This is a genomic window from Cryobacterium sp. MP_3.1 (assembly GCF_035984795.1).
Taxonomy (GTDB): domain Bacteria; phylum Actinomycetota; class Actinomycetes; order Actinomycetales; family Microbacteriaceae; genus Cryobacterium; species Cryobacterium zongtaii.
In genome coordinates this window covers 1-14,222 of the sequence record NZ_JAXCHV010000052.1, presented here as the reverse complement: position 1 = coordinate 14,222, position 14,222 = coordinate 1, and the positions used below count along the sequence as shown (strand labels likewise).

The window sequence follows — 14,222 nt, the reverse complement described above, 5'->3', positions numbered from 1 at the left end:
GGGCTGGACATGGTGGGACTTCCTGATTCTCGCCCTACGTCAAACGGCGGACTTGCTCTGAGCTACTGGCCTCAACTCACCCTGACACGTAGGGCCCTCGCCAGCGCCTAACGCCGGACAGAGAGCCGGTGGCTCCCAGACACACCGCCACTGGCTCTCTTCCGCACGATCGCTGGCTCTGAACCGCACGATCGGGTGGCTCTCGAAGCCTCAAATACTCACGGCGTATCGGGCGAAGTTAGCGCCGGCGAGAATACGGGGCTGCATGCCTCGTTTTAGATGAGACGGGACACTTGCCCGTGGGCGGAGATTCGCCGCACGACATCCGTGGCCGGCAGCGTCACACGACCCCGTTGCAACAGAAAGAGCTGGCTAGCGCCGTCTACTGCGCGCGCCAGAGCTCGAGGCCCGACCAGCCCTCAGGCGCCCCCATCGACTCGGTAGTTAGATAGGCGGAGCTGGGAAATGAACCCATGAGGTCGACCACGCGGGCCGACCACCCGCTATTCGCGTCGATCGACCGGAGCAGATACGACATCACCGCCAGAGCGTTGTACAGGCCAAACACCTGTTTCGCGGACGCCGCATCCTTGAGATGGCCGAGAAGAGGAACCTGTCCATGACTGGGGCGGGCCGGCGCGCTGACTAGCTTGCGATTGAAAAGCCGGGCGTGATGTGCAGAGACGTTCCGGACGTAATTCAGGCTGGAGATCCAGCTGCCCATCACTTTCTTCGAAGGCGCCCCGTAGGCTGCCGCGATCTCCGTCGCGAACGAGTTGTTCAACCCTGAGTAGAGCCGGCCCAGATGCCCGAGCTCCAAGATTTCCGTCAGGGCCCAGATCGGCATCTCGTCATTGTATTTCTGGCGAAAGTGGGCGACGAATGCTTCGTCAGACTCTGCCTGGCGCACTTTTACGCGCTCGAGCCATTGCTCATGCTTACTCGGCAATGTTTCGCCCGTCACACTGTCGATCGGTGCCTCCGTGAACGAATCGACGAAGTTAGCGGGGTCAGCGTGCGCGAACGCCGATTGCCTGCCCAGCACGTACCCGACCCGCATGCGAAAAGAGATCTCAATCCTCTCGATACCCTCGAGGACGAGCATCCGCAGGCGACGATCAAAATCGATGAGAGCAGCTGCATCGTCGACCGACGTGCCCGCGCGATAGCGGTTGAGGATATGGAAACGGCTCCGACCTGCGTCATCCACGTATGGTTCCGATTCTCGGAACGGGTAGAGATAGCCCGTGAGGCGGTAGTACCCCACAGCTTGAAGAAGCCCGCGGCAGCTCTCCAGGTCTCCCACCTCAACGCCGCGTGACTTGAGTTTGTCCACCTGTTCGTCGACCGACAACCATCTCTTTGTGTACTCAGCCACGAGTCCCCCAGTTAAAGAAAATCAGCCCGAGCCGTGAGGCGAGCGGGCTGATCGTGATATTGAAAGCATACCACGGCCGGTTCCGGCACTCCGTAACCAACAGGGAAGACACCTGAGTCGTCACCCCGGGACACATACAACTCCCAACGACGCTCGTCTACTTCAGAGCAATGTCGGACCCGGATGCCATCATGGAATCGGCAAACTTCTACCGTCCGGGATTCGAACAGATTGGTTCTGAAAATGGCAAAAGGTGACATTCGCACTTACAACGAAGACGGTGTCTGGAAGAGCAAGGTCGAGGGCAGTTCGCGCGCCGCTCACTCTGGGGGCACAAAAGCGGAGCAACAATCTGTGGGCCGTGACATGGCTATAGACCGAGGGGTCGAACACGTGATCACGAAACTCGACGGCACGATCGGGGCGAAAAACACGTATGGCGATGACAGTTTCCCCCCGAAGGGGTAACTTTCTTACAAACTGAGGAGCCGCAGGACTTGGACTAAATCTTGGGTCGGTGCCGTAACCGGGCAGCGTGCACGTCATGTTGCTCGTCGGGGTCAATTTCGCGCTGACGAATCTGCCGGACGCGTTCGGCGGCATCAACTTTGCCCTCTGTAGTGCTGGATCCGGACAGGCGCTGCCTCAGCCCGGCGGTTCGATGCCTTGCCTCGGTTGCCGCCGCGTCCTCGATCACGCGAAGGCGCTCGAGGGATTCGGCCGCTGCCGCATAGGCAACGTCATCGAGACGGATCACACCGAGCGGTGACTCGGCATCCGTGATCTGGTTCAGGTCGCGGAAGGCGAGCACGTTACCAAGGTCACGACGCCACGCCTTCCGCAGAGAAGCGTCATCTGGCTGAGGTCGAAGGGGCACACTCCACGGTTCCGGCGCCGCTGCCGCTGCATCTACCAGCGCCGTCATTCGATCCTGGACGAGGCGGGCCTGGGCGTTCAACCATTCGCGGACAGCGCGGTTGTCCCCGTCAGTGCCAGCCGGCGGCGGGGTGACCCAGGTCGGCAGCGCGCTGTCGACTGTCGTGTCCACGGGCACTCCGATGCGGTGATGGTAGATCTTCGCAAATGATTCGACGGTCGAGTCGGGCCAGGTGTCCTCAGCCCGCAAGGCCGCAGCCAGCTGTGTGCGCACGTCGGCACCGCGGGCCTCGTGTGCCGCGAGCCGACTCGCGAGATGCGTCCACGCTTCGTCGTTGACGACCCGGTCGGCGATGCGCGCATCGAGCACATCGCGGATGGCCGCCTCCATCCGTCCGAGCTGGTCCGGATCGTAGACCCGTGCGAGAGCATCCTCGTAGGCCGGCAGCAATGTCGAGAGGTTCGCCGCGGTATCCTGCTCGCGTTGTATCTCCTCGGTCGCAGACCGCTCAGCACCCTCGCGGGCGAGCACCGCGGTGAGCGCATCAATGATCGAGGTGCGCAGGTGATCGGGAGCGTGCGCGTCCACCTCGAGGGTCTCTTCGACAACCGCATACATGCGGTTGGACTCACGGCCGCGGGTGGCCGCCACATACAGCTGCTCGCGAGAGGTCGACTGCGGGTCCACAAGAATGTGGGACGTGTCTACGGTCATGCCCTGCACCCGATTGATCGTCGCCGCGTAACCGAGCTCCACATGCGCGGCCACGTATTCGGCCGGCAGGGTCAGCACTCCCCCGTGCCGAAGGCTCTTCACCTTCAGGTCACCGCCCTCGTCGCCCAGGATCGTCCAGAGGTCACCGTTCGCGACAAAGTCTTTGCCCTGGTTGGAGCGCAGCTTCCGGTCGTTCTGCCGCGTCACGATCACGTCGTTCAGGCCGGCCTTGTTCCCGTCGTGCAGCAACGCCCCGCTCTTCCCGACAGCACCCTGGCCGATCAGGTCCAGGCGGGCACGCGCGTTCAGCGCGGCAACCTCTTCGTTGGTTCCCGCGACCATGATCGAGTGCCGGTGATCGGCGCGATCCGCGGCCCACGCCACATAGATCTCTTCCAGCATGCTCTGGCGGATGCCGCCCCGCGTGCGATCCGCCGTGACATAGAAGTCCAGGGAACTGCTGGCTCCATCACGCAGCAGCAGGGACGCCGCCGCTTCCTCGGTGTCGATGAAGCGGTGCACCTGGTCGAGGTAGCTGGCGCCCACGCGCTGCTCGATCAGGCGCAGGGCTCCCCCGGACTCGACCGCGGCCAGCTGCGCCGGATCCCCGAGGAGCCGAATCGCGGCCCCGTGCAGCTGGGCGAGCTCCAACACGTCCGCCAGCAACGGAGTTGAGGCCATACCGGCCTCATCGATGAGAAGCACCGTGCTGCTGTCGATCCGGTACTGATCCGACTCCTGCTGCTCCGGCGACCCATTTCGGTGCACGTCGACGAGCTTGTGCGCCGTCTCCGCTTCCACCTTGATTTCTTCGGCTAGCACCGTCGACGCAGCCGCCGTCGGTGCCAACGCCAAAACTCGGCCACCGCCCGCTTCCACGGCACGCGCGAACGCGCGCATCGCGGTGGTCTTGCCAGTTCCTGCCGGTCCGATCCCGACCTCGAGGAGACGGCCACCGGATGCGAAACGGCGGGCCAGCTCCACCTGCGAAGCATCCAACGGGTACGAGCTCGCGGCGTTCAGTGCCTCCACCGTGGTGGCGAAGATGGCCGGGTCGACGGTGAATCCGGCAACGGTGCGGGCCGCGTCGATCAAACTGTCCTCAATCGCGAGGATCCGCGCCGAGGTGAACCGTTCCGTCCCGTGCACCCGGTAGACGGACTCGCCGTCTTGGCGCTGCAAAGCCTCTGGGACTGGGTTGAGTGTCGGCGCGGTGACGGCAATCACGCGCGCCATGACGGCCTGCGCGACACCATCCGCAATCTGCTGCACGTCGACGCCCGGGCGAACGTTCGCGAACGTTCGGGCAATGCGTTGCGCCTCCGCGGCAACGTGCGAACGTCGCCAGGTCGCCCGGCTGTCTTCGACCGTGTGCAGCACCCGATCGGCGAGCTCGTCGATATTTAACGCTGCAAAGGTCTGGTCCTGCGCCGACAGCTGCTGTCGTAGCAGGACCGTTGTTCCGATCGTGTCGACGGCGACCTCACCGATGATCCTGACCGCGGCCAGACGCCACTCCGCACGCTGCCGCGTCAGGCTCTTCGGAGCGCTCTTTCCTTCGCGGGTTTCGAGAGTTGCGCGCTGGGCGAGGCTCAGCTGCACCGCATTCGGCGGGGTGCGCCCGTGCTTGGCCACGTACTCCTGCACCAGAGTTTCGTAGGCATCTTCAATGGCCGCGCGACGGGAGGAGAACGAGTCCCGCAGCTCGCGGCTGATGCCGGCGATCTCGCGCACGCTGCGCTTGTTCCGGCCGCGCGTCTCATCCACGAACGTCACTCCGAGGCGGTTCCGGACCTCCTGCTCGACGAGGGTGTTGTAACGTTCGGATGCCGCAACGCCGAGCGCGTGCAGCACCCGCCCGTCCAGTGAACGCCACTTCCCGTCGAGGCCCTGCACCTTGGTCGACACGGCAACGTGGGTGTGCAAGTTGGGGTCGCCAGTGCGGGAATCGCGGTGTTCGAACGCAGTAGCAACGAACCCCTGGGTGTCGACCTGCGCGACCCCGCCGGCCCCAACCCGGGTGACGCCAGCCTCAGTTTCGAGCCAGGAGACGGTGGCATGCCATGCGGCGTTGTGGGCCTCCCGCACTCGCGCGGAGGTCTCCAAGTCGCCGAGCGCCCAGAGCACGGACACGCTCTTCACCGGGGTGAACACCAAATCGTATCCGGCGACGGGCTGCCGGGGTGCCTTGCCCATTTGCGACAGATGCGTGGCCACCTCCGCATCCGTTCCCGGCCGCTTCAACGTGGTCTCGACACGGCCGGCCGCAATATTCCAGCGAATCAGATCCCGCTCCACCCCGACCTCGGGGCTGCGCCCGTTCGCGGCCGTGAACTCTGTGTAGGCCTCAGCGACGGCGTCATTCCAGCCATCCGATATTGCTTGGATCCGCGGGAACCGGCGGCCCAACCGGGATGCCTGCACGGCGTCTTCCGTGCTCGCACCCCCGGCGACGGCGGCCCGAATGGCGGCTTCCGCGTCGGGGTGCAGTCCGTCGCCGAAGAGGGCCTGCATCTGCTCTTCGGAGACCTGCCCAGAGACGCCCAGATTGGCCAGGCCCGACCCGAGCCATTGCCCGACCGGGTTGCCCTCGGCGGTGTAGTACTCGGTGAGGTCCTCGCCACGGCGCACGGAATGGTCCCCCGCCGCGACTTGGCGGGTCAGGTAGGTGTAGCCATCGCCGGCGTGAAGAACGTGCACGGTCATCATGGCAAAACCACCCCCTTTCACACAGGTTAACGGGTGAATCCGCTCGAGACACTATTAGTGCAAGAGGTGTGTCTATTTGCCTTGGCTTTTTTAGGTGGAGTTTGAGAGCTGGTCGATTCTGTGAAAAGTTTGACTTGCGTGACGTTCGATACGAGATGAATCTGAATTCATGGGAGTACTTGATATGGCAACTGGACAGACTGGTAAGAAGATTGACGCTCGGGAGCGGGCACGCCTCGCCCGCACCCGGGTTGATCAGGTACGCGCGGAGCGGGACAACAAGATCGAAGCAACGCTCGCGGAGTTCTTCACCGCCGGTGATGAGCGCGAGGCTTTGATCATCCAACTTGCCGCCCTCGAGAACACCATGGGCAACACCGTGACGAGTCTCTTCGATCTGGGCGAGAGCGCCAGCCGGGTCGCCGATCTCACCGCCCTCCCGGCCAAAGAAGTGAAGCGGATACGCGCCCTCGCCACTGCGACACCAGCGGCGCCCACTCTCCCTCAGACTTCAACCTCGTAGGTCTATCGGCCCGGACGTCACTGATGTGTGACGCGCCGGGCCGGGGGCGTGCGGTTGGGACAACGCTCGGCGTTACACCCGCGGTCGTTGCGAGATCGGCCCCATGCGCGGTGCCGAATCCGGGTCGACGTGATGCTCGTCGGCTTTAGCACGGGTTCGCGCGGCGAGTTCCTTGATGCGCTCGCGCGCGGCCGCGGCACCATCTGCACCCGGCGCATCCGTCGTCTCGGCCCGCGGGTTCTGCTCGGTGGCCATGGCCGCAAGTCCCGCCTCCACGCGGGCCTGCCGCTCCTGCGCTTCGCGTAGCTCATCACCATGCTTGAACAGGTCACCAACACGCGCGTCCACCTCGGTGATCGTCGTCTCGGCGTCGACGCGCTTCTGCTGCGTCTCGGTGATCAGTTTGGGCAACGACGCAGCCCGGTTCTCAAGCTGCCGCACAAGACCCACCCCCGCCTCCGCGAACTGATCCCGCGGCACCGTCACGCTCGCCCCCGGCACCCCTCGCAGCTCCGCCACAATGTGCACCTGACCCAGCGACGTGCGAGACGCCACGTCGATCGCGAACCCGCCAACCTGACCCAACTCCCCCAGCTTCCGATCGGCGTTCGTGGGCAGATACCGCACGCCGTTGCGCGCCGCCCACTCCCCGATCGCGACACCGGCATCAGCGCGTTTGCCATACTGCCGGCCAGCCACCGTCATCCGGAACCGGTCATCACTCGTGTCCACGACCCGCGGCAGCGCGGCCGTTAACAGATCGATGTTGCGGTCCAGCGCCCCGACCTGACCGCTCGCGTTCATGCGCATGCTCGCCAGGTTCGTCTGGTTACGCTGCCACGCCCGCTCGAGGCGCTGCAACCTCGACACGTCATTGTTCGCGACGGACTGCTCCATCAGAAGCGGGTTCCCCGACGACAGCGCCTTCGTCTCCGCAGCGCCGAGCGCAACATCACCGATGTCCTCGATCTCGCGCATGTCGAGCCGCCCGCGCATGATCTGGGAGATGAACTTCGCCTTCCGCTCCACGGTCTGCCACATATAGCTGTCAAAACTGCGCTCGACGACATACCGGTACAGCCCAACCTCGGCATTCTGGTTGCCCTGCCGAACGATACGCCCATCGCGCTGTTCGATATCGGCCGGCCGCCACGGACAATCCATATGGTGCAGCGCAATCGCCCGGGCCTGCACGTTCGTACCCACCCCCATCTTCGCCGTCGACCCGATCAATACGGCCACATGGCCGGCCCGCGCGGCCGCGAACAGGCGAGCTTTATCCGGGTCCGTTTTCGCCTCGTGAATATAACGGACGGCTTCGGCCGGAATCCCGCCATCGACCAGCTTCAAGCGCAGCTCGTCATACGCATTCCACCGGTCGGGCTTCGGCGTGCCCAGGTCGCTGAACACCAACTGCAGCGCACCCGGTGTGGGCGAGGGCTCCTTCGTCACGTCGTCCAGGTAACTGAGGTGCTTGGTCTCGTTCCAGATGCGCAGCACCTGGTGCGCGACGGCGTCGATCTTCGTTGGTCCGTTGGGGCGGTCGCCGCCGACCATCCGAACGTCCAGGGCGGCCTTCCGGCCATCCGTGGATATCTTGAGCATGTTGTCTTCTTCAGGACGAACCGACTTGTTGGCCACCCGTTCGGCACGCTCGCCGATGTCGGCGATGTAGGCCTCGAGCTCGGGGCCGGGCTGCAGCACCAGGTTCTCGGGCACCCGCTGCCCGTCGGAGCGTTCCCGCAGCAACGGCGTGGGCAGTTTGAGATCTTCGGCGGTTTTCACGTCGGCGAAGACGTGCCACATCCGGAGCATTTCGGGCACGTTCTGGAACTTCGCGAACCGGGTCTTCAGCCGAAAGTTGCCGCCGCCGGTGGGGGCCATTTCCATCTCGGTGATCGTTTGCCCGAACGTTGCCGCCCAGGCGTCGAAGTGGCCGATGCCGGCGTTCTCGAGCAGGTCGGGGCGCAGGTAGCGCTGCATCACGTACGCCTCGGTGATGCTGTTGGCCAGGGGTGTCGCCGTGGCCACGGTCACGACGCGGTCGCCGTGCCGGGAGCGCAGGTATTCGAGCTTCATGTGCAGGTCCGTAGCCCGGCCTGCCCCGGCGATCCGGGCATCCTGAATGCTCGACTCGGTGGCGAGGTTCTTATAATCGTGCATCTCGTCAACGACGACATAGTCGATCCCGGTCGACTCGAAGGTGATGCCGGGATCGCGGGGCTTGTCCGTGAGGTCCTTGTAGGTCTGCTCCAGTGACAGCAGCTTCTTTTCGATGCGCTTGACACTCATCGCGTCCTCGCCGGTCGCCTCCTCGAACACCGCACGCAGGGTGTCGAGTTCCCGGCTGATGTAACCGGCTTCGGCGACCGGCGACAGCGGGATGCGTTGAAACGCGGTGCGCGTCATGATGATGGCGTCCCAGTCGTTCGCGGCCGCGCGGGCGACGAACAGGCGGCGCTTGTCACCAGCGAGATCGTCACTCGATGAGGCCAGGATGCGTGCCTGCGGGTAGATCTGCAGCCACTCGCGGGCGAACTGCTCGAGCATGTGGTTGGGCACGACGACGACGGGTTTGGTCACGAGTCCCATCCGGCCCAGCTCCATGGTGCCCATCACCATTTCCGCGGTCTTGCCCGCGCCGACCTGGTGGAACAACCCCACGGCAGGTTCGGAGAGCATCCGCGCCACGGCGGCGCGCTGGTGCGGTCGCGGCACGAAGTTCAACGCAACCCCGGGCAACGTCAGGTAGTCGCCTTCATGGCTGTAGTCGCGGAGCGCGATGGAGTTGAAGCGGCGGTTGTACTCGTCGGTGAGCCGTTCCGCCCGCTCCGGGTTCTCCCAGACCCACTCGCCGAACCGCTCCTGCAGCTGGTCGGCCTTCTCCTGCGCGGCCGTGGTCTCCAGGGCGTTCACGACCCGTTTCTTCGTGCCCATCTCTTCGTACTCGTCATAGACGGTGATCGGCTTCTGCTCCATCAGCGCCTGGGTGAGCATGGTCGCCGGCCGGCGCACGGTGCCCCACTCGCTGGTAGCGCGCAGTGTCTGCCGGTTGCCGCGCACCTCCCACATTCCCGGCATCGGGTTTTCAACCCGGATGCTGCCATCACGCAAAAGCTCCCGGAGGAACTGCTGGTGAGTGTCGGCGTCGACCCACACGGCACCAAGCCTTGCCTGGATCTGCTCCATGGTGAGCTTCTCCGGCATGGCCGCCTGCAGGGCCGCCACGTTCACGGCGAACCGCTCGAGCTGGGTCTCAGCGGCGGCCTGCGCGGCATCGAGCTTGATCCGCACGTCTCCGGAGAGGTACTCGGGGGCGTGGATCAGGTTTCCGGTGGCGGGGTCGTCGTAGACCATCTCACCAAGGCCAGCCCGGGCATCCGTCTCAGTCTGACCGAGCAGGTGAGCGATCGTGTCGAGGTCGATGCGGCCGGTGCGGTCCAGGCTGAGGGTGATCGCCTCGGCGGGGGTATCGGCGCCCTGGGTGATGGGGCGCTGGGCGACGACACGCTGCTTCAGCATTGCGGCCGGCGACGCGGTCTGCCGTTCCTCGTCGAAGCGTTCCAAGGCCATGACCAGGGGCCCGAACGGATCGGCGCGCAGCAGGCGCGCCGGGGTGGGCGTGATGCGGGCCGTGCCAGCTTCGCCCGTGTCCGGGTCGTCACGGCCGGTGGAGCGTAGGGTGAAGCGGTTGAGCGGGCCGTAGCGGCTCTGGTAGTCGTCATGTCGGGCGGCGAGGGTGGCGCGGGTGTCGACGATCTCGTCGGTGTCATCGACCGTCGCCGCTTCCAAGGCCAGCAGGGCGGTCGCTCCGTCGCGAAGGCCGAGCAGCGCGGTGAGTTCGGTCGCCGCGTTCTTTGGTACTTTGAGTGCTGTGTGTGCGCCGGCGCGCACGACGGTAAATGTGCCGTCGCGCTGGTCGACGATGGTGCCATCCCACTGGGTCGGTTCGGCGGGCCGGTAGGTTGCCAGCGGACGCTCCGAGCGGATGCTGCGCGGCGTCATGCGCTGGCCGGCCGCGGTCGCATCGGCAACGACACCGGTGAGCGCCGCGCGCAGGTCGACCGGGGTGTTAGCGAGATCGGCGGCCGTGACGGTGAGGGTGTCGTTGCCGTACATTCCGGTGCCGACGTGCACGTCGCCGAGGATGTTTTCGGGGCGCTGGTCGAAATAGGAATTGATCTTCACCATGCGCTCATCGACCTGCTGGGCGGTGACGTTTTCCCACAGTTGGGAGACCGCCGACTCACCGATCTCCCGGCGGCGGAAGACCAGCAGATCGGTCACGACGTCGGTTCCCGCGGCGCGGCGGTGCGCCCCGGACGGCAGCCGCACGGCACCCACGAGGTCAGCCGTCGCATTCATCTCGCGGCGGGCGGACGGGTTCTGCGCGTCGAGCGTGTAGTGGCTGGTCAACACCGCGACCAGCCCGCCGGGACGGATGAGCGCCAGCGACTTGATGATGAAGTGGTTGTGGATCGAGTGCCGCCCGGCGTTGTGCGTCGGGTCGTGCAGGCGCACGTCTGCGAACGGCACGTTGCCGACCGCGGCATCGAAATATCCGCCTGGGAACCGGCTGTCGGCGAAGGACTCGGCGCGAATCTCCGCCTGCGGGTAGAGGCCGCTCGCGATCAGGGCCGTCGTGCTGTCGAGCTCGATGCCGGTCATCCGGGCGCTCTCGGGCGCCAAGCCAATGAAGGCACCGGATCCCGCACCGGGCTCCAGCACCTGGCCGCCGTCAAAGCCGAGGTTGGTCAGGGCTGACCAGATTTCGCGCACGTAGGCCGGGTCGGTGTAGTGAGCATTGATCGTGGTGCGGCGCGCTTCGGCGTAGGCGTCGTCGCTGAGCAGAGATTTCAGTTCGGTGCGTTCGCTCGCCCAGTTGTCTTTCGACTCGTCGAAGACGTCGGGCACGGCTCCCCAGCTCGACCACCGGGCAAGCACCTGATGCTCGTCGCAGGTGGCAGGCCGACCTTCGACGCGCAGCTGCTGGGACAGCCGGATCGCTGCGACGTTCGCGCCAAAACGCGCTTTCGCTCCCGAGGGGGCGAGGCTGTCTTGATCGCCCGGGGTGAAGCTCAGTGCGGCTACTCCGGCTGCGGCTCGGTGCTCTGCTGGTAGCGGATATCCGCTGCTCGCTTCATCGTGTCGGCCTGCTCCGACAGGAATCTGGCCGGGCTCTCCGCCGCCAGCAGCTCCTCGATGAAGATCACCGGCACGGCCCACTCCGCGGCCATCCGTTCCTCCTCGTCCGTCGAGGTCACCCCGTCCGGGCTGTCCTGCACGATCTCCGCCCACCGGGCCAGTGCCGAGTCCATCGGTCGAGTGGATTCCCACTCGTCCCGTGCCTCGTCCGCCGATAGCTCCGGTGTTTTGATCCAGACGAGGTCGGCCAGCACGATCTCCTCGGCCTGCTTCTGTGCCATCGTGAGTCGGCCCACCTTTTCCAGGTAGGTCTCCTCCGCTGGGTCCGGTCCAGCGATCGTCTGGCTCAGGTCGTCGACCTGGCTCAGCACCTGTTCGCCCAGCTCCTCGAAGTGCTGCTCCGGATTCGGCAGGTTCGCGTACCGGCTCGGTGCCACTGTCTTCCAGTGGTCCTGGGCCATCAGTGCGTATTTGTTCATGGTTGCCACCATCCTGTTCATTCCAAAAGTCATCAAAGCTCAGCTGGCCACTGACAAGGACCGCCTCTACCAGCGAGGGTTTCGCGGTTCGTACCGCCTCAAGCTGGGCGCCTACGTTGCTGTGCCCCCAGAGGTCGAATTCGCCCTGGTCTGGTGAAACATGCTTCCTCGAGCGCCGGCCGACCATCTGTCACTCCCCTGTCCCCTGAATGGGTTCATTTCGAGGTTAACAGGTCACATCGGGCCTCGCTGGGCATGCCCAGGTCACGCCGGCTCCACAGCTGGAGTCGTGCGCTCGCGTTTTCGATGCCGTTCCATTGCTCGGTAAACGCTGCTGCGGGAAATGCCGAACAGAGCCGCGATCTCCGGAACATTCATCTTGGCATCGGCAAGATGCCCGGCCAGGGACGCATCCTGCTCGGGCGTGAGTCGGGGCCGCCTCCCCCGGAGTTTCTGCCGCACATCGGGCCTGGCCATGGCTTCTCGTGTGCGGAGGCTGTTCCAGCCGCTTTCGGCCTCGGCCACCGCCGTGAGCATCCGATAGAACATGGTCGCCATCGGGTCCAGCGGGTCATACAGCTCGCCGTTGACGTTGAGGATGACGCCCCGCTCCCCCAGCTCCGTGATGATCTCCACCACGCCCAGGGCATTGCTCGCGAGCCGATCCATCGACGGGACCACCAAGGTATCCCCCGCATTGCAGGCACTCAATGCCCCAGCCTGGCCGTCCCGCGTCATGGCCTCGCCGGAAAAACCCGAATCAATGTGGATCCGGGTCGGGTCGACGCCCAGCCGGTTCAGCGTGTTGACCTGCGTCTGGAAGTCCTGCGCCACAGCGGATACGCGGGAGTAGCCAATCAGCACAGCTTCCGGCCGTCGCTCCTCGGGATCAGTGATTTGCGCTCCTCGCTCATGGGCACGACTGTATCAGATAGGCACGCCTAAATGATAATATTGGTAACCGTCGGCGCCGATCTCGGCGACGCTGGTGCGTTGAAGTGTTTACCGAGGCGATCCGCCGAGGCCTGTCGGTAGCCGCCGATAGAGTCTTTATAGGGTGGACAGAATGATGGCTGTCGGTTCACCGGGACGTCAACAGTCAGAAGAGATAGGTATCGCGTGAGCATTGCCCAGGTTCCAGCCGCAACCCCGGATCCCGATTCAGAATTGCGCGAACAAATTCGGAATCTTGTTCCCGCCGCTTTTCCTGATGGCGTGCTCGACGTTGAGGCTCTGCTGGCTAGCTTGGGCGCCAATGCGCCCACGAAACCAGCATTCGCCTTCACCTGGCCAGGCATTGAGCAGGCACGTGCCGACGCCCGTGCCGCGACAACAGCGACGCTCGTTCCAGACCCTGACGCATCAGTGAACTGGGACAGCGCTCGCGATGTACTAATCGAAGGTGACAATCTCCAGGTGCTCAAACTCCTGAAGAGCGGGTACAGCGGCCAAGCGAAGCTGATTTATATTGACCCGCCGTACAACACCGGCGAGACGTTCACCTACAACGACGACTTTGCCATTCCGGAGAGCGAATACCTGACTGGTACCGGTCAGCTGGATGAACAAGGCAACGCGACCACGAGCAAAATCGAGAACGCAGGGCGCAAACACGCACCCTGGCTGAGCTTCATGTTCCCGCGGCTGGCAGTTGCGCGTCATCTACTGCGTCGAGATGGCGTCATCCTCGTGTCGATCGACAACAATGAGGTGCATCATCTCAGACTGCTTCTCGACGCAGTTTTCGGGGCCGCCAACTTTGTCGACATGATGACGTGGCGTGGCGCGCGAAAGGGCGACGGCAAGCTCACTGCGGGTGGCCAGGACTACGTCTTGGTCTACGCTCGCGACCGCGAGTACCTGAAAAAGCTGGACACGCGCTGGCGTGAAAACAAGAACGGCCTTGAAGAAATTTACGCGCAGTTGGCAGAAATTCGTGCGCAGGCGGGAACCGACCATGATGCCGCAACCAAAGCCCTCAAGGTCTGGTACAAATCGCTCGCCGCAGAGCATCCTTCCAGAGAACATGACTATTACAACCGCATAGATGCAGAGGGAATCTGGTTCTCCGACAACATCTCGAGTCCTAACTATCGGGAGAACCTGATCTATGAGTGGAAGGGCTATCAACCGCCAGAGAACGGCTGGAGGTATGAGCGAGCCACGATGGAGCGCTTGGATGCCGCGGGACGTCTCATCTATCCGACAGACACGACAAAACGTGTCCAGATCAAGTCCTATCTGCACATGCACGAGCAGTGGGCGCCAGCGTCCGTCTTTTACAAAGATCGACGGGCGGCGTCGGTCACGTCCCGCCGGGTGGTGTAATTCGTCGTCACCGTGCGGGTCAGCTGAGTTGATTATGCAGCAATGAGCTCGGGAACGGGAATCACTCCC

Annotated in this window: 9 protein-coding genes; 4 read left to right on the top strand and 5 right to left on the bottom strand. The window is 64.3% G+C overall.

Annotated elements, in window-relative coordinates; translation table 11 throughout:
• Window positions 1–382: 382 nt before the first annotated feature.
• The gene (locus tag RCH12_RS18130; protein ID WP_327017826.1) at window positions 383–1,354 is read right to left on the bottom strand and encodes an Abi family protein; all 972 of its coding nucleotides are present in this window, start codon (window positions 1,352–1,354) and stop codon (window positions 383–385) included.
• Between the two features lie 207 nt (window positions 1,355–1,561).
• Here RCH12_RS18130 and RCH12_RS18125 point away from each other — a divergent pair, with 207 nt between their 5' ends.
• Complete coding sequence (locus tag RCH12_RS18125) at window positions 1,562–1,846, top strand: DUF2188 domain-containing protein (protein WP_327017825.1); 285 nt, start codon at window positions 1,562–1,564, stop codon at window positions 1,844–1,846.
• A gap of 34 nt (window positions 1,847–1,880) precedes the next feature.
• Here the strand turns inward: RCH12_RS18125 and mobF are convergent, their stop codons facing one another.
• Window positions 1,881–5,678, bottom strand: a complete 3,798-nt coding sequence (gene mobF / locus RCH12_RS18120; RefSeq protein WP_327017824.1) for a MobF family relaxase — start codon at window positions 5,676–5,678, stop codon at window positions 1,881–1,883.
• A 184-nt stretch (window positions 5,679–5,862) separates the two neighbouring features.
• Between mobF and RCH12_RS18115 the strand changes: the two genes are divergently transcribed.
• A complete protein-coding gene (locus RCH12_RS18115; RefSeq protein ID WP_327017823.1) occupies window positions 5,863–6,201 on the top strand; it encodes a hypothetical protein in 339 nt (112 codons plus the stop codon).
• A 72-nt stretch (window positions 6,202–6,273) separates the two neighbouring features.
• Here RCH12_RS18115 and RCH12_RS18110 read toward each other — a convergent pair whose 3' ends face one another.
• On the bottom strand, window positions 6,274–11,115 hold the full coding sequence (locus RCH12_RS18110) for a helicase (RefSeq protein WP_327017822.1): 4,842 nt from the start codon (window positions 11,113–11,115) through the stop codon (window positions 6,274–6,276).
• Window positions 11,116–11,288: 173 nt separating this feature from the next.
• Window positions 11,289–11,825 carry a hypothetical protein gene (locus RCH12_RS18105; RefSeq protein WP_327017821.1) on the bottom strand — a complete coding sequence of 179 codons (537 nt, stop codon included), beginning with the start codon at window positions 11,823–11,825 and terminating at the stop codon, window positions 11,289–11,291.
• On the opposite strand from RCH12_RS18105, the gene RCH12_RS18100 reads away from it, so the two are divergent.
• The gene (locus tag RCH12_RS18100; RefSeq protein WP_327017820.1) at window positions 11,824–11,982 is read left to right on the top strand and encodes a hypothetical protein; all 159 of its coding nucleotides are present in this window, start codon (window positions 11,824–11,826) and stop codon (window positions 11,980–11,982) included. The two genes, RCH12_RS18105 and RCH12_RS18100, sit on opposite strands and share 2 nt — an antisense overlap.
• A 107-nt stretch (window positions 11,983–12,089) precedes the next feature.
• Here the strand turns inward: RCH12_RS18100 and RCH12_RS18095 are convergent, their stop codons facing one another.
• Complete coding sequence (locus tag RCH12_RS18095; RefSeq protein WP_327017819.1) at window positions 12,090–12,689, bottom strand: recombinase family protein; 600 nt, start codon at window positions 12,687–12,689, stop codon at window positions 12,090–12,092.
• 255 nt (window positions 12,690–12,944) lie between these two features.
• Between RCH12_RS18095 and RCH12_RS18090 the strand changes: the two genes are divergently transcribed.
• Window positions 12,945–14,153, top strand: coding sequence for a site-specific DNA-methyltransferase (locus tag RCH12_RS18090; RefSeq protein WP_327017818.1), 1,209 nt, complete (start codon window positions 12,945–12,947; stop codon window positions 14,151–14,153).
• The last annotated feature ends 69 nt before the right edge of the window (window positions 14,154–14,222 follow it).

Coding starts and splice junctions, on each gene's coding strand:
- RCH12_RS18125 (WP_327017825.1), top strand. CDS start 1,562: ATGCCATCATGGAATCGGCAAACTTCTACCGTCCGGGATTCGAACAGA.
- mobF (WP_327017824.1), bottom strand. CDS start 5,678: ATGATGACCGTGCACGTTCTTCACGCCGGCGATGGCTACACCTACCTG.
- RCH12_RS18115 (WP_327017823.1), top strand. CDS start 5,863: ATGGCAACTGGACAGACTGGTAAGAAGATTGACGCTCGGGAGCGGGCA.
- RCH12_RS18100 (WP_327017820.1), top strand. CDS start 11,824: ATGGTTGCCACCATCCTGTTCATTCCAAAAGTCATCAAAGCTCAGCTG.
- RCH12_RS18105 (WP_327017821.1), bottom strand. CDS start 11,825: ATGAACAAATACGCACTGATGGCCCAGGACCACTGGAAGACAGTGGCA.